The 25577-nt window shown below is 62.1% G+C and carries 23 protein-coding genes and 1 tRNA gene; 17 read left to right on the plus strand and 7 right to left on the minus strand.

The window, feature by feature from the left end; all coding sequences use genetic code 11:
* Positions 1–6: 6 nt before the first annotated feature.
* The gene (locus ACFWHB_RS07430; protein WP_106886366.1) at positions 7–519 is read right to left on the minus strand and encodes a glycine cleavage system protein R; all 513 of its coding nucleotides are present in this window, start codon (positions 517–519) and stop codon (positions 7–9) included.
* 257 nt (positions 520–776) lie between these two features.
* On the opposite strand from ACFWHB_RS07430, the gene ACFWHB_RS07435 reads away from it, so the two are divergent.
* From ACFWHB_RS07435 to ACFWHB_RS07455, 5 genes are all read left to right on the plus strand, one after another.
* Positions 777–1625 carry a DUF2726 domain-containing protein gene (locus ACFWHB_RS07435; RefSeq protein ID WP_395949820.1) on the plus strand — a complete coding sequence of 283 codons (849 nt, stop codon included), beginning with the start codon at positions 777–779 and terminating at the stop codon, positions 1623–1625.
* A 254-nt stretch (positions 1626–1879) separates the two neighbouring features.
* Positions 1880–3301 (plus strand): sigma-54 dependent transcriptional regulator, encoded by a 1422-nt coding sequence (locus ACFWHB_RS07440; protein WP_289984541.1) that lies wholly within the window; start codon positions 1880–1882, stop codon positions 3299–3301.
* A 105-nt stretch (positions 3302–3406) separates the two neighbouring features.
* Positions 3407–4441 (plus strand): sensor histidine kinase, encoded by a 1035-nt coding sequence (locus ACFWHB_RS07445; RefSeq protein WP_163135139.1) that lies wholly within the window; start codon positions 3407–3409, stop codon positions 4439–4441.
* 55 nt (positions 4442–4496) lie between these two features.
* Positions 4497–5831 (plus strand): sigma-54-dependent transcriptional regulator, encoded by a 1335-nt coding sequence (locus tag ACFWHB_RS07450; protein WP_025327523.1) that lies wholly within the window; start codon positions 4497–4499, stop codon positions 5829–5831.
* 142 nt (positions 5832–5973) lie between these two features.
* Positions 5974–6735, plus strand: a complete 762-nt coding sequence (locus ACFWHB_RS07455; RefSeq protein ID WP_139744507.1) for a Nif3-like dinuclear metal center hexameric protein — start codon at positions 5974–5976, stop codon at positions 6733–6735.
* A 118-nt stretch (positions 6736–6853) separates the two neighbouring features.
* On the opposite strand, the gene purN is transcribed toward ACFWHB_RS07455, so the two are convergent.
* Complete coding sequence (gene purN / locus ACFWHB_RS07460) at positions 6854–7492, minus strand: phosphoribosylglycinamide formyltransferase (RefSeq protein ID WP_163153701.1); 639 nt, start codon at positions 7490–7492, stop codon at positions 6854–6856.
* Positions 7493–7500: 8 nt separating this feature from the next.
* A complete protein-coding gene (purM, locus tag ACFWHB_RS07465; protein WP_303807856.1) occupies positions 7501–8538 on the minus strand; it encodes a phosphoribosylformylglycinamidine cyclo-ligase in 1038 nt (345 codons plus the stop codon).
* Between the two features lie 175 nt (positions 8539–8713).
* Between purM and upp the strand changes: the two genes are divergently transcribed.
* From upp to hda, 3 genes are all read left to right on the plus strand, one after another.
* On the plus strand, positions 8714–9340 hold the full coding sequence (gene upp / locus ACFWHB_RS07470; RefSeq protein ID WP_005302745.1) for a uracil phosphoribosyltransferase: 627 nt from the start codon (positions 8714–8716) through the stop codon (positions 9338–9340).
* Between the two features lie 143 nt (positions 9341–9483).
* Positions 9484–10512, plus strand: coding sequence for a DUF2066 domain-containing protein (locus tag ACFWHB_RS07475; RefSeq protein ID WP_163149787.1), 1029 nt, complete (start codon positions 9484–9486; stop codon positions 10510–10512).
* Positions 10513–10614: 102 nt separating this feature from the next.
* Positions 10615–11316: a DnaA inactivator Hda gene (gene hda / locus ACFWHB_RS07480; RefSeq protein WP_162520047.1), complete on the plus strand. Its 702-nt coding sequence runs from the start codon at positions 10615–10617 to the stop codon at positions 11314–11316.
* Between the two features lie 101 nt (positions 11317–11417).
* Here hda and aceA read toward each other — a convergent pair whose 3' ends face one another.
* Positions 11418–12731: an isocitrate lyase gene (aceA, locus tag ACFWHB_RS07485; RefSeq protein WP_111910109.1), complete on the minus strand. Its 1314-nt coding sequence runs from the start codon at positions 12729–12731 to the stop codon at positions 11418–11420.
* Positions 12732–12803: 72 nt separating this feature from the next.
* Positions 12804–14411, minus strand: a complete 1608-nt coding sequence (gene aceB / locus ACFWHB_RS07490; RefSeq protein ID WP_395949821.1) for a malate synthase A — start codon at positions 14409–14411, stop codon at positions 12804–12806.
* Between the two features lie 270 nt (positions 14412–14681).
* Here aceB and ACFWHB_RS07495 point away from each other — a divergent pair, with 270 nt between their 5' ends.
* Positions 14682–14912, plus strand: a complete 231-nt coding sequence (locus ACFWHB_RS07495) for a hypothetical protein (RefSeq protein ID WP_171273565.1) — start codon at positions 14682–14684, stop codon at positions 14910–14912.
* Between the two features lie 202 nt (positions 14913–15114).
* Here ACFWHB_RS07495 and ACFWHB_RS07500 read toward each other — a convergent pair whose 3' ends face one another.
* Both ACFWHB_RS07500 and ACFWHB_RS07505 read right to left on the minus strand, forming a co-directional pair.
* Positions 15115–15255: a hypothetical protein gene (locus tag ACFWHB_RS07500; RefSeq protein ID WP_163135121.1), complete on the minus strand. Its 141-nt coding sequence runs from the start codon at positions 15253–15255 to the stop codon at positions 15115–15117.
* Between the two features lie 259 nt (positions 15256–15514).
* Positions 15515–15591 (minus strand) — tRNA-Pro (locus tag ACFWHB_RS07505).
* Positions 15592–15859: 268 nt separating this feature from the next.
* Between ACFWHB_RS07505 and tadA the strand changes: the two genes are divergently transcribed.
* The 8 genes from tadA to ACFWHB_RS07545 all read left to right on the plus strand — a co-directional run bounded on the left by tadA (position 15860) and on the right by ACFWHB_RS07545 (position 25574).
* Complete coding sequence (gene tadA, locus ACFWHB_RS07510; RefSeq protein WP_395950182.1) at positions 15860–16369, plus strand: tRNA adenosine(34) deaminase TadA; 510 nt, start codon at positions 15860–15862, stop codon at positions 16367–16369.
* A gap of 206 nt (positions 16370–16575) precedes the next feature.
* Positions 16576–18813 carry an ABC transporter permease subunit gene (locus tag ACFWHB_RS07515; RefSeq protein WP_111910105.1) on the plus strand — a complete coding sequence of 746 codons (2238 nt, stop codon included), beginning with the start codon at positions 16576–16578 and terminating at the stop codon, positions 18811–18813.
* A 51-nt stretch (positions 18814–18864) separates the two neighbouring features.
* Positions 18865–20514, plus strand: coding sequence for a phosphate ABC transporter permease PstA (pstA, locus tag ACFWHB_RS07520; protein ID WP_395949822.1), 1650 nt, complete (start codon positions 18865–18867; stop codon positions 20512–20514).
* A gap of 107 nt (positions 20515–20621) precedes the next feature.
* On the plus strand, positions 20622–21440 hold the full coding sequence (gene pstB, locus ACFWHB_RS07525) for a phosphate ABC transporter ATP-binding protein PstB (RefSeq protein WP_005328825.1): 819 nt from the start codon (positions 20622–20624) through the stop codon (positions 21438–21440).
* A 171-nt stretch (positions 21441–21611) separates the two neighbouring features.
* Entirely contained in the window at positions 21612–22322 is a 711-nt protein-coding gene (gene phoU / locus ACFWHB_RS07530) for a phosphate signaling complex protein PhoU (RefSeq protein WP_025327511.1), read from the plus strand.
* Positions 22323–22514: 192 nt separating this feature from the next.
* Positions 22515–23834, plus strand: a complete 1320-nt coding sequence (locus ACFWHB_RS07535; protein ID WP_106886381.1) for a hemolysin family protein — start codon at positions 22515–22517, stop codon at positions 23832–23834.
* 19 nt (positions 23835–23853) lie between these two features.
* Positions 23854–24396 carry a hypothetical protein gene (locus tag ACFWHB_RS07540; protein ID WP_162627170.1) on the plus strand — a complete coding sequence of 181 codons (543 nt, stop codon included), beginning with the start codon at positions 23854–23856 and terminating at the stop codon, positions 24394–24396.
* A gap of 275 nt (positions 24397–24671) precedes the next feature.
* Positions 24672–25574: a homocysteine S-methyltransferase family protein gene (locus tag ACFWHB_RS07545; RefSeq protein WP_395949823.1), complete on the plus strand. Its 903-nt coding sequence runs from the start codon at positions 24672–24674 to the stop codon at positions 25572–25574.
* The last annotated feature ends 3 nt before the right edge of the window (positions 25575–25577 follow it).

Genomic DNA, 25577 nt, shown 5'->3' on the forward strand with positions numbered 1-25577 from the left:
CCCGCGTTATTCGGTCAGATCGTGATCGATGTCGACCACCAGATCGTCGGAGAGGGACTCCAGCGCCGTGATCAGATCGTCGAGTTCGAGCTGGGGCGGCAGGGCCACCAGGGCATGGGCATAGAAGAGCGGAGCCCCGGAGTGGGGGGCTGGCTCGCACCCCGTGGTGAGGTCGGCGACGTTGATGTTGAGCTGGCGCAATATGCTGGCCACCTCGTGGACTATGCCGGGCCTGTCGTTGCCGGTGACGCTCAGCATCAGCTGATGGGCGGGCTCCGGGCTGAGCTGGCCTTCGGCGAAGCTCACGGTGAGACCCGGCAGCATCACCAGCGCCTCGCACAGGCTGCGGTAGTGTTCGTCCGGCACGGCGACGTGCAGGATGCCGGCAAACTGCCCCGCCAGTTCGCTCATGGAGCTGGCCAGCCAGTTGCCCTGCTGCCGGGTGATGGTGTCGGCCAGGCTCTCGACTATGCCGGGCTTGTCTGCGCCGATCACGGTGACGACCAATTGCTTTTGCATCCTGCTCTCCTTGAATGGGACTGCCTGGGGTCGGTTGACGTCTGGCTGCGACTCTGTGCGCCGAAACGTCCATAGGCTCTAGCATTGTGCCTGCTGCGACAGGCCATATGAAGCCCGCCCCACGCAAATTTAGTGAAAAAACGCGAATGCCGGAGCGGCGGTGATTTCAGCTCTGCCTGCCGGGGTTCCCCCGTGGTAGAGTGTTGCCCCTTCGTGTTTGATGAACTGGATATGTCTTGTGAACGGGGTATGTGTTTATGAATAGCCTTGTCGTATCGGGATCCGTGTTGTTGGTGCTGCTCCTGCTGGTGATCCTCTGGCGCAGGAGCAAGCGGGGCAAGGCCGAGCCCTATGAGCTGCAGGAGACCCTGTTCAGTCCGGCGGAGCGCGCCTTCCTCGGGGTGCTGGACTTGGCGGTCGGCGATCAGGCCCGGGTCTTTGCCAAGGTCAGGGTGGCGGATGTGCTGACCCCCCAGGCGCGCCTGGGCAAGGGCAAGTGGCAGCAGGCGTTCGACATGATCAGCGCCAAGCGCTTTGACTATCTGCTCTGCCACCCGACGGATCTCTCCTTCCTCTGCGCCGTCGAACTCGATGACAGCGCCCATCGCCACCAGAAACGCAAGGTGCGGGATCTCTTGCTGAAGTCCGCCTGTGACAGTGCCGGCCTGCCGCTGCTGCAGATCCCGGCCAGCAGCCACTACCAGGTCGACGAGCTGCGCGAGCAGTTGCTGCCCCTGCTGGTCAAGACGAGCCTTCCGGTGGAGGATCTGTTGCCGGGGGCGCGCCGCGAGCCGACCTTCAACCCCTTGCTGCTCGATGGTGTGGACTTGAGTGCATCCCACCACGGGGGGCGCATGCCCAGGGCGCCACAGGCCGAGCCGCCCCAGCTTGACGAGCAGGAGCCGGTGCTGATGGACAATCCCTTCATCGGCCTGGATGAGGAAGAGGAGGAAGCGTCTGCCTCGGTGCCTCATTGCCCCCGCTGCGCGGCGCCCCTGGTGGCCAGGGAAGCGAAAAAGGGTCCCCATGCCGGCCGCCTGTTCCTGGCCTGCAGCCGTTTCCCCGAGTGCCGTTACGCCGCTCCCCAGGAGCAGGCCAGGCACTGAGCCCCTCTCTGGCGCCGGCTGCGGCCGGCGCCTTGCACCTCCTGCACCGTTTTCCACCCCGTCCCAGGGCGTCTGGCCGACAGAGGCTGTCTGAGTGTGATCCCCATCCCGGTCGGACCGCGCTGATCGCGACAAGTTTTGACAAACCGCCAGAATTTTGGCACTTTGTGCCCTCTGCAACACAGTGCATAGCTCAATATCATAAGCACTTAAAAAACAATAACTTGGCGTCAGGTGTGTAAGGAAGATAAATTATGATGGCTATGGGGGTGTTGATCGTTGATGCCGATGAACAGCGGCGTCAGCAACTGGGAACCGTGCTCTCCTTCATGGGGATCCCCTGGCAGGAGGTGGTGGAAGCCGATCTCGATGTGGCCATCGAATCCTCCGGCCCGCTGCAAGGGATACTGACGGGCAAGCTGCTGGAGCGCACCCTCGGCGAGCTGCTGGCCGCCTTCCCCCGCATCCCCTTCCTCTCCCTGATGCAGGCGGATCACCCCAACAGCAACTTCATCGGCGGCAGCGACGAGCCCTATACCTATGAGTCCCTGACGCGCCATCTGCACTTCTGTCAGGCCTTCATCTCCCTCCATCCCCGCCAGCAGGTGCACGACAAGGGCCAGACCCTGTTGCGACTGCTGGTGGGCAAGGGGCGGGGGATCCAGGAGGTGCGCCGCCTCATAGGCCAGGTGGCACAGACAGACGCCAACGTGCTGATCCTGGGGGAATCCGGGACCGGCAAGGAGGTGGTGGCCCGCGCCATCCACGAGCTCTCTGCCCGTAGCGCCGGCCCCTTCGTGCCCATCAACTGCGGTGCCATTCCGGCGGAGCTCCTGGAGAGCGAGCTGTTTGGCCACGAGAAGGGGGCCTTCACCGGCGCCATCGCCGCCCGTCGCGGCCGCTTCGAGCTGGCCCAGGGGGGTACCCTGTTCCTCGACGAGATCGGCGACATGCCGCTGCCGATGCAGGTCAAGCTGCTGCGGGTGCTGCAGGAGCGACTGTTCGACAGGGTCGGGGGCGGCAAGCCCATCCAGGCCGATGTGCGCATCATAGCGGCGACCCACAGGGATCTGGAGGCGATGATCCGCACCCAGGGTTTCCGTGAGGATCTCTACTATCGCCTCAACGTCTTCCCCATAGAGACGCCGCCCCTGCGCGAGCGCTGCGACGACATCCCCTTGCTGCTGCAGGAGCTGCTCAACCGCCATGCGGAGCAGCACAGGGGGATCATCCGCCTGACCCAACGGGCCATGGAATCCCTGATGCAGTACCCCTGGCCTGGCAACGTGCGGGAGCTGTCGAACCTCATCGAGCGGTTGCTGATCCTCTACCCGAACCAGATCATCGACGTGGCGGACTTGCCAGGTCGCTACCGTCTGCTGCCAAGCGAGCCCAGGGACGAACGGCTCACCGAGATGGACGAGCGGGATGCCCTGGCCGCCGTGTTCCAGACACCTCCCGTGCTGGATCCCGGCCTGGCCGCGCCGCTGCCCATGCAGTTGCCCCAGGAGGGGCTCAATCTCAAGGAGATGCTGGCGGATCTCGAGGTGGAGCTGATCCGTCAGGCCCTGGAGTCCCAGGACGGGGTGGTGGCCCGCGCCGCCGACCTGCTGAGCATGCGCCGCACCACCCTGGTTGAGAAGATGAAAAAATACGGCATGAGCAAGGACAACTGAGGTCAATGCTTTGACGGCTATAGTCAAGGTATTGATATATAACTAGTAATTTACTGGCATGGAAATTGAATAAGCTGACCCAATCGCCAGTTTGAGGTCAGCTTTATGACAATCTCGCAGCAGGACAATCCGCTCCAGTCACACGAAGTGAGTCAGCTTTATGCCATCTTCACGGCACTGCCGACCGGCGTGCTGCTGCTCGATGGGGAGGGGCGGATCACCCGCGCCAACCCGGCCGCCCTGACCCTGCTGGGGGAGCCGCTGGAGGGACAGGCCTGGCGCCAGATCATCGCCCGCTGTTTCCAGCCCAGGGAAGACGATGGTCACGAGATCTCTCTGCGGGATGGGCGCCGGGTGCAACTCTCCACCCAGCCACTGCCGGATCAGCCCGGCCAGCTGGTGTTCATCACGGATCTCACCGAGACGCGCCAGTTGCAGGACAGGGTCAACCACATGAAACGGTTGTCGGCCCTTGGCAACATGGCGGCCTCCCTGGCACACCAGATCCGCACCCCCCTCTCCGCCGCCATGCTCTATGCGGCAAACCTCGCGAATCGCACCCTGAAACCGGAATCCCGCACCCAGTTCCAGCAAAAATTGATGGCCCGGCTGCAGGATCTCGAGAAGCAGATCAACGACATACTGCTGTTTGCCCGCAACGGCGACAACCAGGTGGTGGCCCCGGTCTCGGTACAGGGGCTGCTGGCTGAGGTGCAGGCCGGTGCCGAGGCCTTCTGCCAGCAGCAGGGCTGCGCGCTGCACATGGAGGCGCCTGAGCCCGACCTCTGCCTGCTCGCCAACAGCAGCGCCCTGGCCGGTGCCATCAACAACCTGATCGCCAACGCCAGACAGGCCGGGGCCGATTCGCTCTTGGTGAGCGCGGTGCGCAGCGGCAACCGGGTGGAGATGCGCATCCTCGACAATGGCAAGGGGATGCCTGCCCAGTTGCTCAGCCAGATCTTCGAACCCTTCTTCACCACCCGCTCCCAGGGCACAGGCCTCGGACTTGCCGTGGTGCAATCCGTGGTGCGTGCCCATCAGGGGGAGGTCAGCGTGGCCTCGGTCCCCGGAGAAGGGACCTGTTTTACCCTGTCGTTCCCCCTGCATCAGCAAGCGGTGCAGCTTGGAGGTGTAGCATGAATCCCATCTTGTCCCTGTGGTGCAAGGCCTGCGGGCCGGTGGTTGGAGGTGTGGCATGACCCAGGCCCGCATTCTGGTGGTGGAAGACGACAACGGTCTGCGCGAGGCGCTGGTGGATACCCTGCTGCTCGGCGGTTACGAGTGCCGCGAGGTGGACAGCGGCGAGCGGGCCCTGCTGGCGCTCTCCCGCCAGCGCTTTGACATGGTGATCTCGGACATTCAGATGGGAGGCATGGACGGCCTCACCCTGCTGGCCAACATCCGCCAGCAATATCCCCAGGTGCCTGTACTCCTGATGACCGCCTACGCCAACATCGACGGGGCCGTGCGCGCCATGCGGGAAGGGGCCATCGACTATCTGGCCAAGCCCTTCTCCCCCGAGGTGCTGCTCAACCAGGTCAGCCGCTATGTGCCGGCCCAGAAGGTGGAGAAGCGTGCCGTGGTGTACGGGGATCCCAAGACCGCCGAGCTGTTCCAGCTGGCGACCCGGGTGGCCAGAAGCGAGGCCACCGTCATGGTGACAGGCCCGAGCGGGACGGGCAAAGAGGTGCTGGCCCGCTACATCCACGACCACTCCAGCCGCGCCGAGCAGGCCTTCGTCGCCATCAACTGCGCTGCCATCCCGGAAAACATGCTGGAGGCGACCCTGTTCGGCTACGAGAAGGGGGCCTTCACCGGCGCCGTGCAGGGGTGCCCGGGCAAGTTCGAGCAGGCCCAGGGCGGCACCCTGCTGCTCGACGAGATCACCGAGATGGATCTGGGGCTGCAGGCCAAGCTGCTGCGGGTGCTGCAGGAGAAAGAGGTCGAGCGGCTCGGCAGCCGCAAGATGATCCCGCTGGATGTGCGGGTCATCGCCACCAGCAACCGGGATCTCAAGAAGGCGGTGCAGGATGGCCTGTTTCGCGAGGATCTCTACTACCGTCTCAACGTCTTTCCCCTGCGCTGGACCTCCCTCTGGGAGCGGCCCGGCGACATACTGCCGCTGGCGGAGCACCTGCTGGCGCTCCATGCCAGTCAGCAGGGGCTGCCGACGCCGCAGCTGGCCGATGAAGCGCGCGAGCGCCTGCTGGCCCACCCCTGGCCCGGCAACGTGCGCGAGCTGGACAACGTGGTGCAGCGGGCCCTGATCCTCTGCCCCGAGGGGCTCATTGGTTGCGAGCATCTGATCCTGGAGGAGACGGACGAGGAGCTGGTGCGCCCTCTCGAGCGTCTGTCGGGGGAGGGGCTGGGGGGCGAGCTCAAGCAGCAGGAGCACCAGATCATCCTGGACACCTTGCAGGAGTGCAACGGCAGCCGCAAGGAGGTAGCCGACAAGCTTGGCATCAGCCCGCGCACCCTGCGCTACAAGCTGGCTCAGATGCGTGACGCTGGCATAGAGCTGCCCGCCTAGCCCCTGTTGCCGGTGTCATGGCCTTGCCGGCCCGGCTCGATTATCATGGGGCCCTCGGCATCATGAGCCTGGGCCCCGTTGTCACTGCAGACAAGAGCCTGATCGCAGACAAGGGGGAGCAGCGCCTTTACAAGGGACTCCTATGATCTCTCATCGCAAACTGGAAACCGTGCTCAATCACCTGCTCGAGCCTCACGCCATCAAGGACTACTGTCCCAACGGGCTGCAGGTGGAGGGGCGCGAGCGCATCCGCCGGGTGGTCACCGGCGTCACCGCCAGCCAGGCCCTGATCGATGCGGCCGTGGCCCTGGATGCCGATGCCATCCTGGTCCATCACGGCTACTTCTGGAGCGGGGAACCGCCCCAGATCACCGGCATGAAGCAGCGCCGTCTCAAGACCCTGCTGACCCACGACATCAACCTCTTCGCCTACCACCTGCCGCTGGACGTGCACCCCGAGGTGGGCAACAACGCCCAGCTCGCCAGGCTGCTCGGCATCAAGGTGCGCCGCGGCCTGGAGCCCTGGAACAGCAAGAGCGTGGCCATGGTGGGCAAGCTGGAAACCCCCATGAGCGGCAGCGACTTCGCCAGGCTGATTGCCGAGCGCCTCGGCCGCGAGCCACTCCACTGCGGCGACAGCGGCCCCGAGCTCATCAGCTCGGTGGCCTGGTGCACCGGCGGTGGCCAGAGCTACATCAATCAGGCGGCCGAGCAGGGCATAGATGCCTTCATCTCGGGGGAAGCCTCGGAGCAGACCATACACACCGCCCGCGAGATGGGGATGCACTTCTACGCCGCCGGTCACCACGCCACCGAGCGCTACGGCGTCAAGGCGCTGGGGGAGTGGCTTGCCACAGTACATGGCCTGGATGTGACCTTTATCGATATCGACAATCCGGTGTAAGTTCGATTGGCCGCGTGGCGGCGTCATCGGACATGACTGCAGTCATGGCGTTGATATGTAGAAATGACAAGGGAGGCCTAAGCCTCCCTTGTTACATTTTGCATGCAGCGAGTAGCGATTACTCGCTGGCATAGCCCGCGGGGCCGAGTTCGGCGCCATCCAAGAGGGCGGCGCCCTCCTGCATCTTGAGGCGTCCCTCGCAGAACCACTGCACCACCAGGGGGTAGATGCTGTGCTCCTGGGCCTGGACCCGGGCCGCCACCTCGTCGGCACTGTCACCTTCGAAGATGGGGACGCGAGCCTGCAGGATCACCGGGCCGCCGTCCAGCTCTTCGGTGACGAAGTGGACGCTGGCGCCGTGTTCACTGTCACCGGCCTCGATGGCGCGCTGGTGGGTGTGCAGCCCCTGGTATTTCGGCAGCAACGAGGGGTGGATATTGATCATCCTTCCCGCGAAGTGACGCACCAGATCGGCACTCAGGATCCGCATAAAGCCGGCCAGTACCACCAGATCCGGCTGATAGTCCGCCATCAGCGCCAGCAGGGCGGCGTCATACTCGGCCCGGCTGGCAAACTGCTGCTGGGCCAGGATGGCGGTGGCCACCCCGGCTTCCCTGGCGCGTACCAGCCCATAGGCATCGGCCCTGTTGCTGATGACGCCGACCACATCACCGGCAATCTTGCCGCTGGCGCAGTGGTCGAGAAGGGTCTGCAGGTTGCTGCCGTTGCCGGAGATCAGCACCAGGATCCGTTTCATAGGGGAGGTCATTTTATGATGACTTGTTCTTCGCCATCGGCAGCCTTGGCGATATGGCCTATGTGCCAGGCGTTCTCGCCTTCGGCCTTGAGCAGGGCCAGCGCCTTGTCCAGCTGATCCGCCGGCAGGGCGACTACCATGCCGACGCCGCAGTTGAAGGTGCGGTACATCTCGTGGCGGGTGACGTTGCCGGCCTGTTGCAGCCAGCTGAACACCGCCGGCCACTGCCAGCTCTGCTCGTCGATCACCGCCTGGGTATTGGCGGGCAGCACGCGGGGGATGTTCTCCCAGAAGCCACCGCCGGTGATGTGGGACAGGGCGTGGATCTCGCACTCCTTGATGAGCTTGAGCACCGGCTTCACATAGATGCGGGTCGGCTCCAGCAGAGCGTTGGCCAGGGTGGTCTCACCCAGCGGCTGATGCACGTCGGCCTGGGAGACCTCCAGGATCTTGCGCACCAGGGAGAAACCGTTGGAGTGGGGGCCGCTCGCGGCCAGGGCGATCAGGGCATCCCCTTCGCCGACCTTGCTGCCGTCGATGATGTCGCTCTTCTCCACCACACCGACGCAGAAACCGGCGATGTCGTAGTCTTCCCCTTCATACATGCCTGGCATCTCGGCGGTCTCGCCGCCCACCAGTGCGCAACCGGACTGCTCACAGCCTGCACCTATGCCGGTGACCACGGCGGCGGCGGTGTCCACATCCAGCTTGCCGGTGGCATAGTAGTCGAGGAAGAACAGGGGTTCGGCGCCTTGCACGATGAGGTCATTGACGCACATGGCCACCAGATCGATGCCCACAGTGTCGTGCTTCTTCAGGTCGATGGCCAGACGCAGCTTGGTGCCCACACCGTCGGTACCGGAGACCAGGACCGGCTCCTTGTAGCCAGCAGGGATTTGACACAGGGCCCCAAAGCCGCCAAGACCACCAAGGACTTCAGGACGACGAGTGCGCTTTGACACGCCCTTGATACGTTCAACCAGTGCATTGCCGGCATCGATATCTACGCCAGCATCCTTGTAGCTCAGTGAGGTTTTGTCAGTCACGCGTATTCCCCGTCATATAGAGAAGTGGAGGGTAAAATTCGGGGCGTATTCTACCAGCGGGCGGGTAAAAGCAGAAAGAAAATCGTTTGCGCGTTTTTACGTGGAAAAGCTCTACAAGCCGCGGCTTTTGTTGTATGATTCCGCGATTTTTTGGCGCCGGTTCGAGGAGATAATAATGAAAGTCGTTGAAGTCAAACACCCCCTGGTCAAGCACAAGATCGGCCTGATGCGCGAAGGCGACATCAGCACCAAGCGTTTCCGTGAACTGGCCAAGGAAGTGGGCAGTCTGTTGACCTACGAAGCGACCTCTGACTTCGAAACCGAGAAAGTTACCATCGATGGTTGGAACGGGCCAGTGGAAGTTGACCAGATCAAGGGCAAGAAGGTCACAGTCGTGCCCATACTGCGCGCCGGTCTTGGCATGATGGATGGCGTGCTCGAGCACATGCCGAGTGCCCGTGTCAGCGTGGTCGGCATCTACCGCGATGAAGAGACCCTGCAGCCGGTTCCCTATTTCGAGAAGATCGTCAGCAACATCGAAGAGCGTCTGGCCCTGGTCATCGACCCCATGCTGGCCACCGGCGGCTCCATGATAGCCACCATCGACCTGCTGAAGAAGAAGGGCTGCCAGTCCATCAAGGTGCTGGTGCTGGTTGCCGCCCCGGAAGGGATCAAGGCGCTGGAAGCCGCTCACCCCGACGTGGAGCTGTTCTGCGCCTCCATCGACCAGGGGCTGAACGAGAAGGGCTACATAGTCCCGGGTCTGGGGGATGCCGGTGACAAGATCTTCGGCACCAAGTAACCCCTGACGCCATAGCCGCTCTCTCTGAGCGCAAACGGAGCCGGCACCTTGCCGGCTTCGTCGTTTATCCCGCCCTCCGGCTTGCTGCCATACGCGCCTTGCCGCTACCATAAGCAGCATCCCCCATTTCGAGAATCTTCTTTATGCTGAAACGCTTAGCGACTCTCCTCTGCTGTCTGCCACTCATGGTGTCGGCTGCCCAGGTGACCGACCTCTATCAGGGCAAGGCGCCTACCAGCGGCGACATGACGGCCGCCCAGTCCCAGGCACTGGGGGAGGTACTCGTCAAGGTGACAGGCAGGCGCGACATCCTCACCCAGCCCGAGGTGGCCAAGGCGCTGGCGGCGCCCGGTGACTATGTGCAGCACTACGGCTATCAGGATGTGGGGCCGGTCAAGTTTCTCAAGGCCGATTTCAACGTGGCCAAGGTCAATGCCCTGGTAGGCCAGAGCAAGTTCCCCCTGCTCGGGCCCGTCCGCCCGCAAATGGCGATCTGGCTGGTAATAGATGAAGGGGAGCGCCGCATTCTGCCGGATCAGTCCAGCGACGGCTGGTCCGCCGCCCTGCGCGGTCAGGCCCAGGCCATGGGGTTGCCGGTCAGCATCCCGCTGATGGACCTCGATGACAACATGGCGGTCAGCGCCACCGATGTCTGGGGCCGTTTTGCCGACCCCATCCTCAAGGCTAGCGAGCGCTATGGCGCCGAGATGGTGGTGCTGGGCAAGCTGACGCCGGAAGGGGAGAAGTGGAGCATCGACTGGGGGCTCTATGGCGCCAAGCCGGGAGCTTCGGGCGGCGCAGAACTGACCGAGCTGACCAAGGGGGCCGGCTCAGGCACCCAGGCCGAGGTGGCGCAGGGCATGGCCGATGCGCTGGCGGGCTGGCTGGTGCAGCAGTACGGCACTCGCCTGTCGGGGGTCGTCTCCAGCCAGACTCTGGTGGTGGAAGGGTTGTCCGGCATCGACGGCATGATCCAGATACAGAAGATGTTGCAGGGCATGGCCAGCGTCACCAAGGTGGCGATCGGCAAGCTGGAGGGGGACAAGGTCACCTTCAACCTGTCGCTTCAAGGGGACAAGGCCGAGCTGGTAAGGGGCCTGCAACTGGAGAGTCGCCTGCACCAGATCGAAGACAATGAGAGCGGTCTGCGTTACCAATGGTCGCAGCCCTGATCCTAGGGGAAGTTCCAGACCGCCCGGCATGACCCGGGCGGTTCTCTATCTGCCGCTCTGGTGATACACTTGCCCGCAAATATCACAGTCAAAGCCCAACGAGTGAAGCAACCGGCCCAACTGTCTTTAGCCGTACAATTACCGGATGATGAAACCTTCGTCAGTTTCTATCCCGGCAACAACGCCCATCTGATCACCGCCCTCAAGAATGCGGCCATCGGTCAGGGCGCTCCTTTCCTCTATTTCTGGGGAGCCAAAGGCTCCGGACGCTCCCACCTGCTGCACGCCACCTGCGCCGAGGTCAATGCCCGCGACGCTGCCGCCGCCTATCTCTCCCTGGATCAGTTCGAACAGCTGGATCCCAGCATGCTCGACGCCCTCGAAAGCCTGCCCCTGGTCTGTCTTGACAGCCTGGAAGCCATCGCCGGCAATGGGCTCTGGGAGCGGGCCCTGTTCGATTTTTACAATCGCTGGCGGGAGAAGGGGGAGGGGACCCTGGTGGTCACCGGCTGCAGCGCGCCGCGCAAGCTGGGGCTGCAACTGCCGGATCTCGCCTCCCGCCTCGACTGGGGAGTGAGTTTCCATCTCGACGAGCTCGATGACGAAGGCAAGCTCAGTGCCCTGCAGCTGCGTGCCGAGCTGCGGGGCTTCAAACTGCCCATAGACGTGGGCCGCTTCCTGCTCAACCGCTTGTCCCGCGACATGCGCACCCTGCTCACCACCCTCAATCAGCTCGACAACGCCTCCTTTCGCGCCAAGCGCAAGCTCACCATCCCCTTTGTCAAAGAGATCCTCGAACTCTGAGCCAATGGGGATTGCCTGTCTGCGCCACATCCTTGAGTGGCGAGCAAAAAGAAACCCCGGCCTCAGGCCGGGGTTTTGCTATCTCATGGGGGCTCTGCCTATCAGTGGAACTGATCTTCTTCGGTGGAACCCGTTAAAGCGGTCACCGAGGATTGGCCACCCTGAATGACGGTGGTCACCTTGTCGAAGTAACCGGTACCGACTTCCTGCTGGTGTGCCACGAAGGTGTAGCCACGCTCGGCGGCGGCAAATTCCGGCTGCTGTACCATCTCGACGTAGTGCTTCATCCCTTCGCCACGGGCGTACTGGTAGGCCAGCTCGTACATGTGGAACCACATGTTGTGGATGCCCGCGAGGGTGATGAACTGGTACTTGTAGCCCATGTCGGACAGCTCCTGCTGGAAGCGGGCGATTGTGGCATCGTCCAGGTTCTTCTTCCAGTTGAAGCTCGGGGAGCAGTTGTAGGCCAGGATCTTGTCCGGGTACTGGGCCTTGATGGCTTCGGCAAACTGACGTGCCTCGTCCAGGTCCGGCTTGGCGGTTTCACACCACACCATGTCGGCGTAAGGGGCGTAGGCCAGGCCGCGGGAGATGGCCTGTTCGATACCGGCCTGCACCTTGTAGAAGCCCTCGGCGGTACGCTCCCCGGTCAGGAAGCCGGCATCGTAGGGATCGGCGTCCGTGGTCAGCAGGTCGGCGGCGTTGGCGTCGGTACGGGCGATCACCAGGGTGGTGGTGCCACAGACGTCGGCTGCCAGACGGGCGGCGATCAGTTTTTGCACCGCTTCCTGGCTCGGCACCAGCACCTTGCCACCCATGTGGCCGCACTTCTTGACCGAGGCCAGCTGATCTTCGAAGTGCACGCCGGCGGCGCCCGCTTCAATCATCCCCTTCATCAGTTCGAAGGCGTTCAGCACGCCGCCGAAACCGGCTTCGGCATCCGCCACTATCGGCAGGAAGTAGTCGATGAAACCGGCATCCTGCGGGCCCACCTTGTTGGCCCACTGGATCTGGTCGGCACGGGCGAAGGAGTTGTTGATGCGCTCCACCACGGACGGGACAGAGTTGGCCGGGTAGAGAGACTGATCCGGGTACATGGTGGAGGACAAGTTGTTGTCCGCCGCCACCTGCCAGCCGGAGAGGTAGATGGCCTCTATGCCCGCCTTGGCCTGCTGCACCGCCTGGCCGCCGGTCAGGGCGCCGAGGCAGTTGACATAACCCTTCTTGGCACCGCCGTGGATCAGCTCCCACAGCTTGTCGGCGCCGCGCTGGGCCAGGGTGTGTGCCGGCTGCAGGCTGCCACGCAGGTTCACCACGTCTTCGGCGCTGTAGCCGCGTTTGATCCCTTTCCAGCGGGGGTTTTCTGCCCAGTCTTTCTCGATAGCCTGGATCTGTTGCTCACGGGTCAGTGCCATATCAGTTCCCTCTTTCATTGATTTCACGTTTCCATTGATTTGTTATGGACGAGTCCCTCTCGGGGCCCGGATTCAGAGCCGCTCGTAACCGGGCAGCGTCAGAAAATCGATCAGGGTGTCGGCGCAGGTGATCTGCTCCATCAGCTCGCTCGCCTCGGCAAAGCGGCCTGACTGCCAGCGGGTCTCGCCCAGCTCGCGTTTGACCACCTGCTGCTCCTCGGCCAGCATCTGGCGGAACAGCGCCTTGGTCACCACCTGGCCGTTCGACAGGCTCTTGCCGTGGCGGATCCACTGCCAGATGGAGGTGCGGGAGATCTCGGCGGTGGCCGCATCTTCCATCAGGCCGTAGATGGGCACGCAGCCGTTGCCGTTGATCCAGGCCTCCAGATATTGCAGGGCGACCCGGATATTGGTGCGCATGCCCGCCTCGGTGCGTTCGCCCTCGCAGGGGGCCAGCAGCTCGGCGGCGGTGATGGGGGCATCCTGCTCGCGCAGTACGCCTATCTGGTTCTTGGCGCCAGCCGGGATGGCGGCGTTGAACACCCCCATGGCGGTATCGGCGAGGCCGGGGTGGGCGACCCAGGTGCCGTCGTGGCCGTTGTTGGCTTCACGCTCCTTGTCCGCTTTCACCTTGGCAAAGACCTCGGCGTTCACTGCCGGATCCTTGGCCGGAATGAAGGCGGCCATGCCGCCCATCGCCAGGGCGCCGCGCTTGTGGCAGGTCTTGATCAGCAGCCGTGAGTAGGCACTCAAGAAAGGTTTGTCCATGGTCACCACCTGGCGGTCCGGCAGAACGCGATCGGGGTGGTTCTTCAAGGTCTTGATGTAGCTGAAGATGTAGTCCCAGCGGCCGCAGTTGAGGGCGACTATGTGATCCTTCATCTGATAGAGCAGTTCGTCCATCTCGAACACCGCAGGCAGGGTCTCGATGAGGACCGTGGCCTTGATGGTGCCGCGGGGCAGGCCGAACTTGTCTTCGGTCCAGGCGAACACCTCGCTCCACCAGCGCCCTTCCAGATTGCTCTGCAGCTTGGGCAGGTAGAAGTAAGGGCCCGAGCCCTTGGCCAGCAGCGCCTTGTGGTTGTGCAGGAAGTAGAGAGCGAAGTCGAACAGGCCGCCAGGGATGGCGTCGCCATCGAAGGTGACGTGTTTTTCCGGCAGGTGCAGACCGCGTACCCGGCAGATAAGCACTGCGGGATCGGGATTGAGGGTGTAAGCCTTGCCTTCCGGACTGGTGTAAGAGACGGTGCCGTTGACCGCATCGCGCAGGTTGATCTGACCCTCGATCACCTTGTTCCAGGCGGGGGCCAGTGAATCCTCGAAGTCCGCCATAAAGACTTTTACGTTGGCGTTGAGGGCGTTGATGACCATCTTGCGCTCGACCGGTCCGGTGATCTCCACACGGCGGTCTTGCAGATCGGCGGGGATGCCACGCACTGTCCAGCTGCCTTCGCGGATGTGGGCGGTTTCGGGCAGGAAGTCCGGCAACTCGCCGCCATCGATGCGGGCCTGGCGAGCCACCCGTTGTTTCAGCAGTTCATTGCGCTGAGGAGCGAAGCGTTCCACCAGTTCGGACACCAGGGCCACCGCATCCGGCGTCAGGATCTGCGCGTAATCGGGAAGCATCTCGCCTTGGATGCGCAGACGGGTGCTGCTGATGGTCTGGGCCGGTGCCGACATAGGTTTCACTCCTTTGAAAGTTACATTTTGAACTTACTAACTACGACTAACGTCTATATCCGTTTCTCTTAAACTCCCCGTAACAGCGGGGTAACACGACTCATAAGGTGCAAAATAATGCTTGGTTCGTCAACTTGATTTTTAAAACAGGTGTTTTTGGTTGGTATTTAAGTTGATGTTTTTAAAGTGTTTATGTGATTAGCATAAAAGCTCTACGCAGATGGTTATGCTCTCGGCTGGCAAGGCCGTCAGGGGGGATGAAAGAGCCAGGTGCGGCACATCAAAAATGTAATTAATTACGTAATAAAATTACCAATGCAAAAACAAATCCCGACCTTACTCCAGGCTTTGCGAAAACAGCTGTATGAAATGCCTGCTGCCAACACAGTCGGCATCTGGCGTGTGAAGCCATTGACAGGTGAACTGCTGTTTAAAACCAAATGGTCAAATCTTGCGAAGCGGGGGCAGCGCAGAGCGTGTGGTGGAAATGACGAGCAATAACGTAGGTTTGTATCAAGGGGCAGGAGCAGGGGGGAGGGAGATGACGGGGAGCGGAGTAGTGAATAACACCAATCCCTGGATGTTTATCAGCATTTTATGGTTATTTTCGTTGACGGCTTTTTAGCCGGGTCGGGACGGGGTGCCGGACAGCAAAACCGGCCTTTCGTCCGCAGGGTTGGAGAGGGACTGGGCCAGATCCGCCTCAGTAGTCATCATCCGGCGCGGCGAGATCGATCACGTCCAGATGCACAGTGCCGCCGAGGCCGGTGTCGGTGGATTCGGGATCGGAATGGGGTGAGGAGAGAAGGGGCTGATCGGGCTGTGTGTCGACTGCTTGGTTCATGGGTGCTTGCCTCAATGGATTGCAAGCCGGTTGGTGATTCCCTCACCCTGACGCCACCTCCCTGTCTGATGGCCGGCGGAAAAGTTGCGTATCCTAGCGGGACTTTATGAAAGCTTCAAGTGGTTCTGTATAAAATTTATGCCGGCATGGCCTCTGTGCAAGATACAGGGGAGAGATAAGAAGAGGGCGTGCAGGGAACGGGCAGAAAACAGGCAAAAAAATAGCCCAGTCGTTTGACTGGGCTATTTCTCGGGGAAAATGGTCGGTGTGAGAGGATTCGAACCTCCGACCCTCTACACCCCATGCAGATGCGCTACCTGGCTGCGCTACACACCGACGGAGTCAGCTCGGCTGACGGGAAAGGAGTCTAATAGGATGATCCTAAGGGTGCAACTCCTTTTTTATCAGGGAGATGCCGATTGCTTCTTTATTGCTCAACCAAGATGCAACTTGGGCCTTGGCGGGAGTTTTGGCATAATCGCCGCCCACCTCGCCCGGTGCCGATGCCCTGTATCCGGGCCGAGCGGACAGGGCCGTCTTTGATGATGAATACAGATAAATGAGAGGAACGGCCGTGGAGCCAGCACAGAAGAACGCAGCCGAGATGCAGATCACCCAGGACGAGCGCTGGATGCGTCATGCCATGGCCTTGGCGGCCAGGGCGGAAGGGATAGGCGAAATCCCGGTCGGTGCCGTGCTGGTGCTGGGGGACGAGGTGGTCGGCGAGGGGTGGAACCGCTCCATCAGCGCCCATGACGCCTGCGCCCATGCGGAGATCATGGCGATCCGCGCCGCCGGCATCACGCAGCAGAACTACCGGCTGCTCGATACCACCCTTTATGTGACGCTGGAGCCCTGCTGCATGTGTGCCGGCGCCCTCATCCACAGCCGGGTGAAGCGGGTGGTCTACGGGGCCCGCGATCTCAAGACGGGGGCGGCGGGCTCGGTGTTCGACATTTTGCAGGACCCGCGCCACAACCACAGGGTGGCGTTGACGGGGGGCGTGCTGGCAGAGGCCTGCTCGGCCCAGCTGTCGGACTTCTTCAAGCGGCGGCGCGCCGAGAAGAAGGCGGCCAGAGAGGCGCTGAAACAAAGTGGTGGCCCCGCCCTCTGAGGCGGACGGGGGGCATCATCTTGCCCCCGCTCTGAATTTTTTTCACACATCCTCATATAAAACAGAGGGTTGGCACTGCTGCTTGCCCTCATCCTCCTGCCTGTATCCCCCCTGAAATAACCTCTTCACAGAGGCTCCTGATGTAACAAAACTGTCATGCAACCGCCATATAATGCCGCCAAGCCTAGCTCACATTGAGGTCTTGCATGTCATCGGAATCGTTAAACCTGGTCATGGCGGGCAGTAGAAAACGCCGGATCAAGGATAAATTGGCCAAATACGGCGTCACCACAGGGGGAGCCCTGGTACTGGTGGCCCTGCTGCTTATCTTCTTCTACCTGCTCTATGTGGTGAAACCCATCTTCAATGGCGCCAGCGTGGAGGCAACCTCCTCCTTTACCCTGCCGACGCAGGGCAAGACCGCCTGGCTCGGGGTCGAGGAGCAGAACGAGATAGGGTATCGCTTCAACGACCAGGGTCAGGTCAGCTTCTTCGCCGTCAAGGCGGATGGCGGCGTCAAGGTGGGCCAGGTGCTGGGCCAGGCCAGTGTCGCCGGTGACGTCACCGCCGTCGCCGTGCCGGCGCCGGGCCAGAAGCTCATCGCCTATGGCTTTGCCGACGGCAAGGCCACTGTGGTGCAGCCCTCTTTCAAGGTCTCTTACCCGAACGACGTGCGCGTCATCGAGCCCAGCCTGCAATATCCCTTCGGCGAAGAGCCTGTGGTGATAGATCCCCAAGGCAAGGCGCTGACCCGCATGGTGTTCGAGGCGACCAAGGACAAGATGGCCACCGCCGCTGTGACCGAGGATGGCCGCGGCGTGATGACGGTGATGAGCGGTGAGGAGAACTTCCTCTCCGGGGAAGTCGAGTGGAGCAGCCAGAACTACGCCATTCCTTCCTTGCCTCGTCACGTGGATCAGATGCTGCTGACCCCCAACCTGCGCATCCTGTTCGTGCGTGAAGGCAATCGCCTGTCGGTCTATGACATCCACAACCTGAGCGACATCTCCCTGCGCGACGTCATGGAGATCAATGCCCCCAACGCCGACGTGACCCAGGTTGCCCTGCTCTCCGGCGCCTCCTCCCTGCTGGTGGGCAATGACAATGGCGTCATCTCCCAGTGGTTCGAGGTGGCGAAGGATGGCAAGCGCCAGTTCACCCAGATTCGTGACTTCAAGGGCGACGGCCCGGTCGCGCTGCTGACCCCGGAGCACTTCCGCAAGGGCTTCATCAGCGCCGCCAAAGACGGGACCATCAACTTCTTCCACGCCACCGGCGAGGCCAAGCTGCTCGGCGAGACCATAGAAGGCGGCGCCCTGGCGGCCCTGGCCATCTCTCCCCGCCACAACCTGCTGCTGACCCAGCAGGGGAATGACTTCAAGGTCTTTGAGGTGGAGAACGATCACCCCGAGGTGACCTGGTCGGCCCTGTGGCAGGAGGTGTGGTACGAAGGTTATCCCGAGCCCATGTATGTGTGGCAGTCCACCTCTGCCAGCAACGACTTCGAAGCCAAGCTGAGCCTGGTGCCCCTGGTATTCGGGACCCTCAAGGCCTCCTTCTACGCCATGCTGTTTGCGGTACCGCTCGGCGTGGCCGGTGCCATCTACACCGCCTACTTCATGTCGGCGGGGCTGCGCAAATACGTCAAGCCGACGGTGGAGATCATGGCGGCGCTGCCGACAGTCATCCTCGGCTTCCTGGCGGGTCTGTGGCTGGCGCCCATCATCGAGGGTGCGCTGCCCGGGGTGATCCTGCTGCTGCTGTTGCTGCCCATGGGCATGTTGCTCACCGCCCTGGTGTGGAACTACCTGCCGGAGCGCGGCAAGTCCTGGTTGCCGGAAGGCTGGCACGCCATCCTGCTCATTCCTGTGCTGCTGCTGATTGGCTGGGGCGCCTTCGCCTTGAGCCCGCTCATCGAGAATGCCTTCATGCACGGTGATTCGCGCATCTGGCTGACCCACGAGATGGGCATCAAGTTTGACCAGCGCAACTCCCTGGTGGTCGGTATCGCCATGGGCTTCGCCGTCATACCCACCATCTTCTCCATCGCCGAAGATGCGGTCTTCTCGGTGCCCAAGCATCTGACCCAGGGGTCACTGGCGCTCGGTGCGACCCCCTGGCAGACCCTGAGCCGTGTGGTGATCCTGACCGCGAGTCCGGGCATCTTCTCGGCGGTGATGATGGGCCTGGGCCGCGCCGTGGGCGAGACCATGATAGTGCTGATGGCCACCGGCAACACCCCCATCATGGACTTCTCCATGTTCCAGGGGCTGCGTACCCTGGCGGCGAACATAGCGGTGGAAATGCCGGAGTCGGAAGTGGGCAGCTCCCACTACCGGGTGCTCTTCCTCGCGGCCTTCGTCCTGTTTGTATTCACCTTTATGTTCAACACCCTGGCCGAGTTCATTCGTCAGCGGTTGCGCGAAAAATACAGCTCTCTGTAATGAGCCGTTCTCTTAAAAAGCGGCGTTCTGTATATGGACAAGGAATCAACAATGGGTAAGTGGTTTAAATCAGGGGCCCCCTGGATCTGGATGACAGGCGGCGCCGTCAGCCTGAGTCTGGTAGCCGTACTGGGTCTGTTGCTGCTGATCGGCTGGCGTGGTCTGGTCTACTTCTGGCCGCACCCCATCTATGAGTGGCAGCTTGAAGACGCCAGCGGCAACAAGAGCGTGCTGATCGGCGAGATCAACGACCGCGAGATGGTACCTGTGGAGCGGCTGCGCGCCGCGGGCCAGGCGCTGGAGGGGGAGGAGCGCGAGCTGCTGACCCGTTATCTGGTCAAGACCGGCAACCGTGAGTTCGTCGACCTCGATTTTCGCTGGGTGCTGGAGACCGACATCAAGTCCCGTACCCAACCGGCCGAGCTCGCCATGGTGGAGCGTGCCACCAACGGCAACTTCTACGGCTACATCACCTCGGTGAAAGAGGATGGCAAAGAGCTGACTACGGATCTGCATCCTGCCCTGCAGCGGGTGCTGGCACGAGCCAACGCCCTGTCGGAGCAGGCCAACGATCTGCAAAAGGGAGACATCGGCGGCATCAACTACCAGCTGGAGCGACTGCGTCTGAAAGAGCGCAAGGCGGAGCTGGAAGGGGAGCTGACCGAGGCGCTCAAGGCGGATCTCGCCGCCCAGCGCCAGGCCCTGAACGATCGTTATCTGGTGCTGGAGAAGGAGCTCTTCTCCCTGCGCGCCCAGGCGGATCGTGACGCCATCACCGTCAAGGATATGCGTGGCGAGCTGGTGACCATGCCCATGTCCAAGGTGCTGGACGTGGTCTGGCCCAACGACATGAGCCTGCCCGCCAAGGTAGGTCATTGGTTCCACCAGATTGGCAAGTTCGTCTCCGACGATCCCCGTGAGGCCAACACCGAGGGCGGCGTCTTCCCCGCCATCTTCGGCACCGTCTTCATGGTGTTGCTGATGGCCATCATAGTGACCCCCCTCGGCGTGGTGGCCGCTGTCTACCTGCACGAGTACGCGGGCAAGAACAGCCTGACCAAGATCATCCGCATCGCGGTGATCAACCTGGCGGGTGTGCCCTCCATCGTCTACGGCGTGTTTGGCCTCGGCTTCTTCGTCTACACGCTCGGTGGTTCGTTAGACCAGCTGTTCTACCCGGAAGCGCTGCCGAGCCCGACCTTTGGCTCCCCCGGCGTCATCTGGTCGGCGCTGACCCTGGCGATCCTGACCCTGCCGGTGGTGATCGTCTCCACCGAAGAGGGGCTGGCGCGGATCCCGAGCACCATACGCCAGGGCTCCCTGGCCCTGGGGGCCACCCAGGCCGAGACCCTGTGGCGCATAGTGCTGCCCATGGCGAGCCCGGCCATCATGACTGGCCTCATCCTGGCGATAGCCCGGGCCGCCGGTGAAGTGGCACCGCTGATGCTGGTGGGGGTGGTGAAGCTTGCTCCCACGTTGCCGATGGATGGCAACTTCCCGTACCTGCACGTGGAGCGCAAGTTCATGCACCTGGGCTTCCACATCTATGACGTCGGCTTCCAGAGCCCGAACGTCGAGGCGGCGCGGCCCCTGGTCTATGCCACCTCCTTCCTGCTGGTGACTGTGATCGTCGGCCTCAACCTGACGGCTATCGGTATTCGTAACCACCTGCGCGAGAAATTCCGGTCGCTGGAGCATTAATCCGGCCACCTGACTGAGACAAGAGATGCGCGGCCCAGCGGCCGCCATCAACAGCATGATGGTCGCCGGAGTGTATCCGGCCACCCCAGAGAGATTTGAGGTAACAGATGATCAACGTAACACCGACTTCGACCCAGCATACCGCCCTGGACCTGCTCAACCTGAGCCCGGAGCAGACCGCCCTTGAGGTCAAGGATCTCAACCTGTATTACGGCAACAAGCAGGCGCTGTTCAACGTCAACATGAAGATCCCGAAAGGGCAGGTGACGGCCTTTATCGGCCCGTCCGGCTGTGGCAAGTCGACCCTGCTGCGCTGCATCAACCGGATGAACGATCTGGTGGAGATCTGCCGCATCGAGGGGGAAATCCAGCTGCACGGCCACAACATCTATGACAAGAGCGTGGATGTCTCCGCCCTGCGCCGTCAGGTGGGCATGGTGTTCCAGCGCCCCAACCCCTTCCCCAAATCCATCTACGAGAACGTGGTCTATGGCCTGCGTCTGCAGGGCATCAACGACAGACGCACCCTGGACGAAGCCGCCGAGCGCTCACTGCGCGGCGCAGCCCTGTGGGAAGAGGTGAAGGATCGGCTGCACGACAACGCCTTCGGCCTCTCAGGTGGTCAGCAGCAGCGTCTGGTGATCGCCCGTGCCATCGCCATCGAGCCGGAAGTGCTGCTGCTCGATGAGCCGACCTCGGCGCTCGACCCCATCTCCACCCTCACCATCGAGGAGCTGATCAACGAGCTCAAGAGCCAGTTCACCGTGGTGATAGTGACCCACAACATGCAGCAGGCGGCGCGGGTGTCGGATCAGACCGCCTTCATGTACATGGGTGAGCTCATCGAGTACTCGAACACCAATACCATCTTCACCACCCCGGCCAAGAAGAAGACCGAGGACTATATCACCGGTCGTTACGGCTAAGAGATGAGGATGACTGACATGAACCACAAGAAACAGATTGGCGGTCGGTTCAACGGCTAAGGCATGGTTGGTGCAACAAGGGTTATTGGTATGAACAAGATGAGCATCAATAAACAGATTACCGGTCGGTTCAACGGCTAAGGCATAATCGGAGCAACAAGGATTATTTGTATGGACAATATGAACCTCAATAAACACATCTCCGGTCAGTTCAATGCCGAGCTCGAGAACGTGCGCAACCAGGTGCTGGTGATGGGCGGTCTGGTGGAGCAGCAGCTGACGGACGCCATCTCCGCCATTCACATCCAGGATCTGGATGCGGCGCGCAAGATAGTGGCCAACGACCACAAGGTCAACGCCATGGAAGTGGCCATCGACGAGGAGTGCACCCGCATCATCGCCAAGCGCCAGCCCACCGCGTCCGACCTGCGCCTGGTGATGGCCATCATCAAGACCATCACGGATCTGGAGCGCATCGGCGATGTGGCGGACAAGATAGCCCGCATGCTGACCGACAACGCCAACAAGCCGCAGCCGCCGCTGGTGTCCCTCGAGAACATGGGCCGTCGTACCATCAAGATGCTGCACGACGTGCTCGACGCCTTCGCCCGCATGGATCTGGAGGCGGCCATCGCCGTCTACAAGGAAGACGACAAGGTGGACAGGGAGTACGAGTCCATCATCCGCGAGCTGATGACCTACATGATGGAAGATCCGCGCACCATTCCCCAGGTACTGAACGTACTGTGGGCGGCGCGGGCCATAGAGCGGGTCGGCGACCGCTGCCAGCACATCTGCGAATACATCGTCTACTACGTCAAGGGCAAGGACGTGCGCCACACCAAGGCGGACGAGCTGAGCGACCTGCTGGGCAAGCATTGAGACAGAAATGAATAAAAAGGCGCCTTGAGCGCCTTTTTTATTGCATTGGGGGGCGGCTTAAGATAACGCGCCCCACGGGGCGCTTTTCTGCTAGAATATGGCCCCTGTGTGAGTCCCGGATGGAGTCACGGTCCGGTTTCCCGGGCCCAGTTTGCCGTCTTGTGCTAAGGCGGCTGTAGCAATAGGTTAATCATGAGTTTTGCCGATAGTTTGTTCTTTTTGATGCTGCTGGTCGCCGGCAGCGTGTTCTTCTCGCTTTCCGAGATCTCTCTCGCCGCCTCCCGCAAGATCAAGTTGCAGGTGATGGCCGACGAGGGCAATCGCCATGCCGAAAAAGTGCTGGCACTGCAGGCCCAGCCAGGTAACTTCTTTACCGTGGTGCAGATAGGCCTTAATACCGTCGCCATCCTGGGCGGCATCCTGGGCGAATCCGCCCTGAACCCCGCCATCAAGTCGTTGATCTCCGGCTTCTATCAGGGCCCCTGGCTCTCCCAGATAAGCTCGATCGCCTCCTTCGTGTTCGTCACCGGCATGTTCATCCTGATAGCGGACTTGATGCCCAAGCGCCTGGCCATGACGATGCCGGAACGGGTTGCGGTGGTGGTGGTACGCCCCATGCTGTTGTGCGTGACCCTGCTGATGCCGCTGGTGTGGTTCTTCAACGGCCTGGCCAACGCCCTGTTCCGCCTGCTGCGGGTCTCCATGGTGCGCAACGACGAGATCACCTCGGACGACATCTATGCGGTGATGGATGCGGGCGCCGAGGCCGGCGTCATCCAGCGCGAGGAGCACCAGCTCATCGAGAACGTGTTCGAGCTGCAGTCCCTCGGCGTCACCTCCGCCATGACGGCCCGCGAGAGCCTCATCTACTTCACCCTGCAGGAGGGCGAAGAGAGCATCAAGGCGAAGATTGCCGAGCACCCCCACAACAAGTTCCTGGTCTGTGACCACAACCTCGACAGCATCAAGGGCTTCGTCGACGCCAAGGAGCTGCTGATCCGCGTCATCAGCGGCCAGAGCATAGATCTCAACAGCGGCTCCCTGGTGCAGAACGTCATCATCATTCCCGACACCTTGAATCTCTACGAGGCGATGGAGTACTTCAAGAACCACAGGGGCGACTTTGCCGTGGTGATGAACGAGTACGCCCTGGTGGTGGGCATAGTCACCATGAATGACCTGATGAGCACCGTCATGGGCGAGTGGGCCACCCATGCGATGGAAGAGCAGATAGTGCAGCGGGACGAGAACTCCTGGCTGGTGGACGGGGTCACCCCCATCTCCGACGTGATGCGGGCCTTCGACATAGAGGAGTTCCCGGGGAACCAGAACTACGAGACCATCGCCGGTTTCATCATGTTCATGCTGCGCAAGATCCCCAAGCGGACGGACTCGGTGAAATACGCGGGCTACAAGTTCGAAGTGGTCGACATCGACAGCTACAAGATCGATCAGTTGCTGGTCACCCGGGTGGAGCCTGTGCTGGCCGAGAAACCCGCCCTGGAATCGTGAAAGGAGTTACCAAGGAGTCATGAAGATGCCGTCTTATTCCCGTGCGTTGAGCTGTGTGGCGCTCGCCCTGGCGCTGGGGGCCTGCAGCCAGAGCGCTCCCCGCAAACCCGCCGCCGCTCCCAAGCCCGTGGCCCCCAAGGCCGCTGTGGTGGCGCCGCAGCCGGACCCCGATGCCGTGGTGCAAAGCGCAGTGGCAGAGCCGAGCCCTGTGTTCGATGAGGAGTACCATGGTCCGGATCAGGGGTCGCTGGAGTCGGTGACCGCCCTGTTCGCCCGTGGCTACATAGAGTCGGCCATGCGTGAGACCATGCTGGCGGCGGTGCACAGCGATTACCCCTTGCTCGGCATGCGGGATGTGCGCCTGACCGATCCTGTGGCCAAGTTCCTCACCTCGGCCCAGGCCCGCACCACGGCTCACGACTACCTCTATGCCGGTGTGCAGCGCAGGTTGGGCCGCCCCCTGAGTCCGGCCCAGTGGGAGCAGATCTGGCAAGGATTCCCCCAGCAGGGGCGAGTCTCCGACTGGGTCAAGCAGACCAAGCGGGTACTGGCAGGGCGCTGAGTCGCCAGCCTATCCATGCTTCACAAGAGGCCACCCACGGGGTGGCCTCTTGTCGTTCATGCCTGTGTACCCGGGCCTTGGGTGGCAAGGACGCGGGGCCTCCCTTTGCCGCTATCATCCTGAGCTTGCTCAGATTTGTTCCTAGTTCCCGATTGCCTCTCCCTCTGCTTTGCGCCATGATGCACAAGACTTATAGCCGTCTAGATGTTTTGATGGCTTAATGTTTTTTCACACAATAAACACCCGTCATGACGGGGACACGCAGAGAGACAGAGATGGATACACAGGATTTGTGGGTACTGGATGGTGGCATGGGGCGTGAGCTGGCACGACGGGGCGCGCCGTTTCGCCAGCCGGAGTGGTCGGCCCTGGCCCTGATGGAGGCACCAGAGACGGTGAGCGAGGTGCACCAGGCCTATGTGGCGAGCGGGGCCAGAATCATCACCACCAACAGCTATGCCCTGGTGCCGTTTCATATCGGTGACGAGCGCTTCGCCGCGGATGGCGAGCGGCTTGCAGCCCTGGCCGGGCAGCTGGCCCGCGACGTGGCCGACGGGCAGGCTGGTGCCGTGCAGGTGGCCGGCTCATTGCCACCGCTGTTTGGCTCCTACCGCGCCGACCTGTTCGAGGCGGACAGGGTGAGCGAGCTGGCGACCCCGCTTATCCGGGGCCTCTCACCTCATGTGGATATCTGGCTGGCCGAGACCATGAGCCTGATCGCCGAGCCGCTGGCCCTCAAGGCTCTGCTGCCAAGTGATGGCAAGCCGTTCTGGGTCTCCTTCACCCTGGAGGACGAGGCGCCGGGCAGCGAGCCGACTCTGCGCTCCGGTGAGCGGGTGGCCGATGCGGTGACCGCGTTGGCGTCGGCCGGAGTGAGCGCCATCCTGTTCAACTGCTGCCAGCCCGAAGTGATTGAAGGGGCGCTCAAGGTGGCGAGCGCCGGCTTGCAGGCCCTGGGCCGCACCGACATTCGCCTCGGCGCCTATGCCAACGCCTTCCCGCCCCAACCCAAGGAGGCCACCGCCAACGACGGGCTGGACGAGATCCGCGCCGATCTGGGGCCGCAGGATTACCTCGGCTGGGCCGAGCGCTGGCGCGCGGTCGGAGCGAATCTTATCGGCGGCTGCTGCGGCATAGGCCCGGAACACATTCAGGCCCTGAGCAGCCGGCTGCGCTAAGGA

Source organism: Aeromonas mytilicola subsp. aquatica, from assembly GCF_044336385.1.
GTDB lineage: Bacteria > Pseudomonadota > Gammaproteobacteria > Enterobacterales > Aeromonadaceae > Aeromonas > Aeromonas rivipollensis.

Bases quoted from the DNA above. Each gene is read 5' to 3' on its own strand.
- ACFWHB_RS07430 (WP_106886366.1), bottom strand. From the start codon at position 519: ATGCAAAAGCAATTGGTCGTCACCGTGATCGGCGCAGACAAGCCCGGC.
- ACFWHB_RS07435 (WP_395949820.1), top strand. From the start codon at position 777: ATGAATAGCCTTGTCGTATCGGGATCCGTGTTGTTGGTGCTGCTCCTG.
- ACFWHB_RS07440 (WP_289984541.1), top strand. From the start codon at position 1,880: ATGATGGCTATGGGGGTGTTGATCGTTGATGCCGATGAACAGCGGCGT.
- ACFWHB_RS07445 (WP_163135139.1), top strand. From the start codon at position 3,407: ATGACAATCTCGCAGCAGGACAATCCGCTCCAGTCACACGAAGTGAGT.
- ACFWHB_RS07450 (WP_025327523.1), top strand. From the start codon at position 4,497: ATGACCCAGGCCCGCATTCTGGTGGTGGAAGACGACAACGGTCTGCGC.
- ACFWHB_RS07455 (WP_139744507.1), top strand. From the start codon at position 5,974: ATGATCTCTCATCGCAAACTGGAAACCGTGCTCAATCACCTGCTCGAG.
- purN (WP_163153701.1), bottom strand. From the start codon at position 7,492: ATGAAACGGATCCTGGTGCTGATCTCCGGCAACGGCAGCAACCTGCAG.
- upp (WP_005302745.1), top strand. From the start codon at position 8,714: ATGAAAGTCGTTGAAGTCAAACACCCCCTGGTCAAGCACAAGATCGGC.
- ACFWHB_RS07475 (WP_163149787.1), top strand. From the start codon at position 9,484: ATGCTGAAACGCTTAGCGACTCTCCTCTGCTGTCTGCCACTCATGGTG.
- aceA (WP_111910109.1), bottom strand. From the start codon at position 12,731: ATGGCACTGACCCGTGAGCAACAGATCCAGGCTATCGAGAAAGACTGG.
- aceB (WP_395949821.1), bottom strand. From the start codon at position 14,411: ATGTCGGCACCGGCCCAGACCATCAGCAGCACCCGTCTGCGCATCCAA.
- ACFWHB_RS07500 (WP_163135121.1), bottom strand. From the start codon at position 15,255: ATGAACCAAGCAGTCGACACACAGCCCGATCAGCCCCTTCTCTCCTCA.
- tadA (WP_395950182.1), top strand. From the start codon at position 15,860: ATGCAGATCACCCAGGACGAGCGCTGGATGCGTCATGCCATGGCCTTG.
- ACFWHB_RS07515 (WP_111910105.1), top strand. From the start codon at position 16,576: ATGTCATCGGAATCGTTAAACCTGGTCATGGCGGGCAGTAGAAAACGC.
- pstA (WP_395949822.1), top strand. From the start codon at position 18,865: ATGGGTAAGTGGTTTAAATCAGGGGCCCCCTGGATCTGGATGACAGGC.
- pstB (WP_005328825.1), top strand. From the start codon at position 20,622: ATGATCAACGTAACACCGACTTCGACCCAGCATACCGCCCTGGACCTG.
- phoU (WP_025327511.1), top strand. From the start codon at position 21,612: ATGGACAATATGAACCTCAATAAACACATCTCCGGTCAGTTCAATGCC.
- ACFWHB_RS07535 (WP_106886381.1), top strand. From the start codon at position 22,515: ATGAGTTTTGCCGATAGTTTGTTCTTTTTGATGCTGCTGGTCGCCGGC.
- ACFWHB_RS07540 (WP_162627170.1), top strand. From the start codon at position 23,854: ATGAAGATGCCGTCTTATTCCCGTGCGTTGAGCTGTGTGGCGCTCGCC.
- ACFWHB_RS07545 (WP_395949823.1), top strand. From the start codon at position 24,672: ATGGATACACAGGATTTGTGGGTACTGGATGGTGGCATGGGGCGTGAG.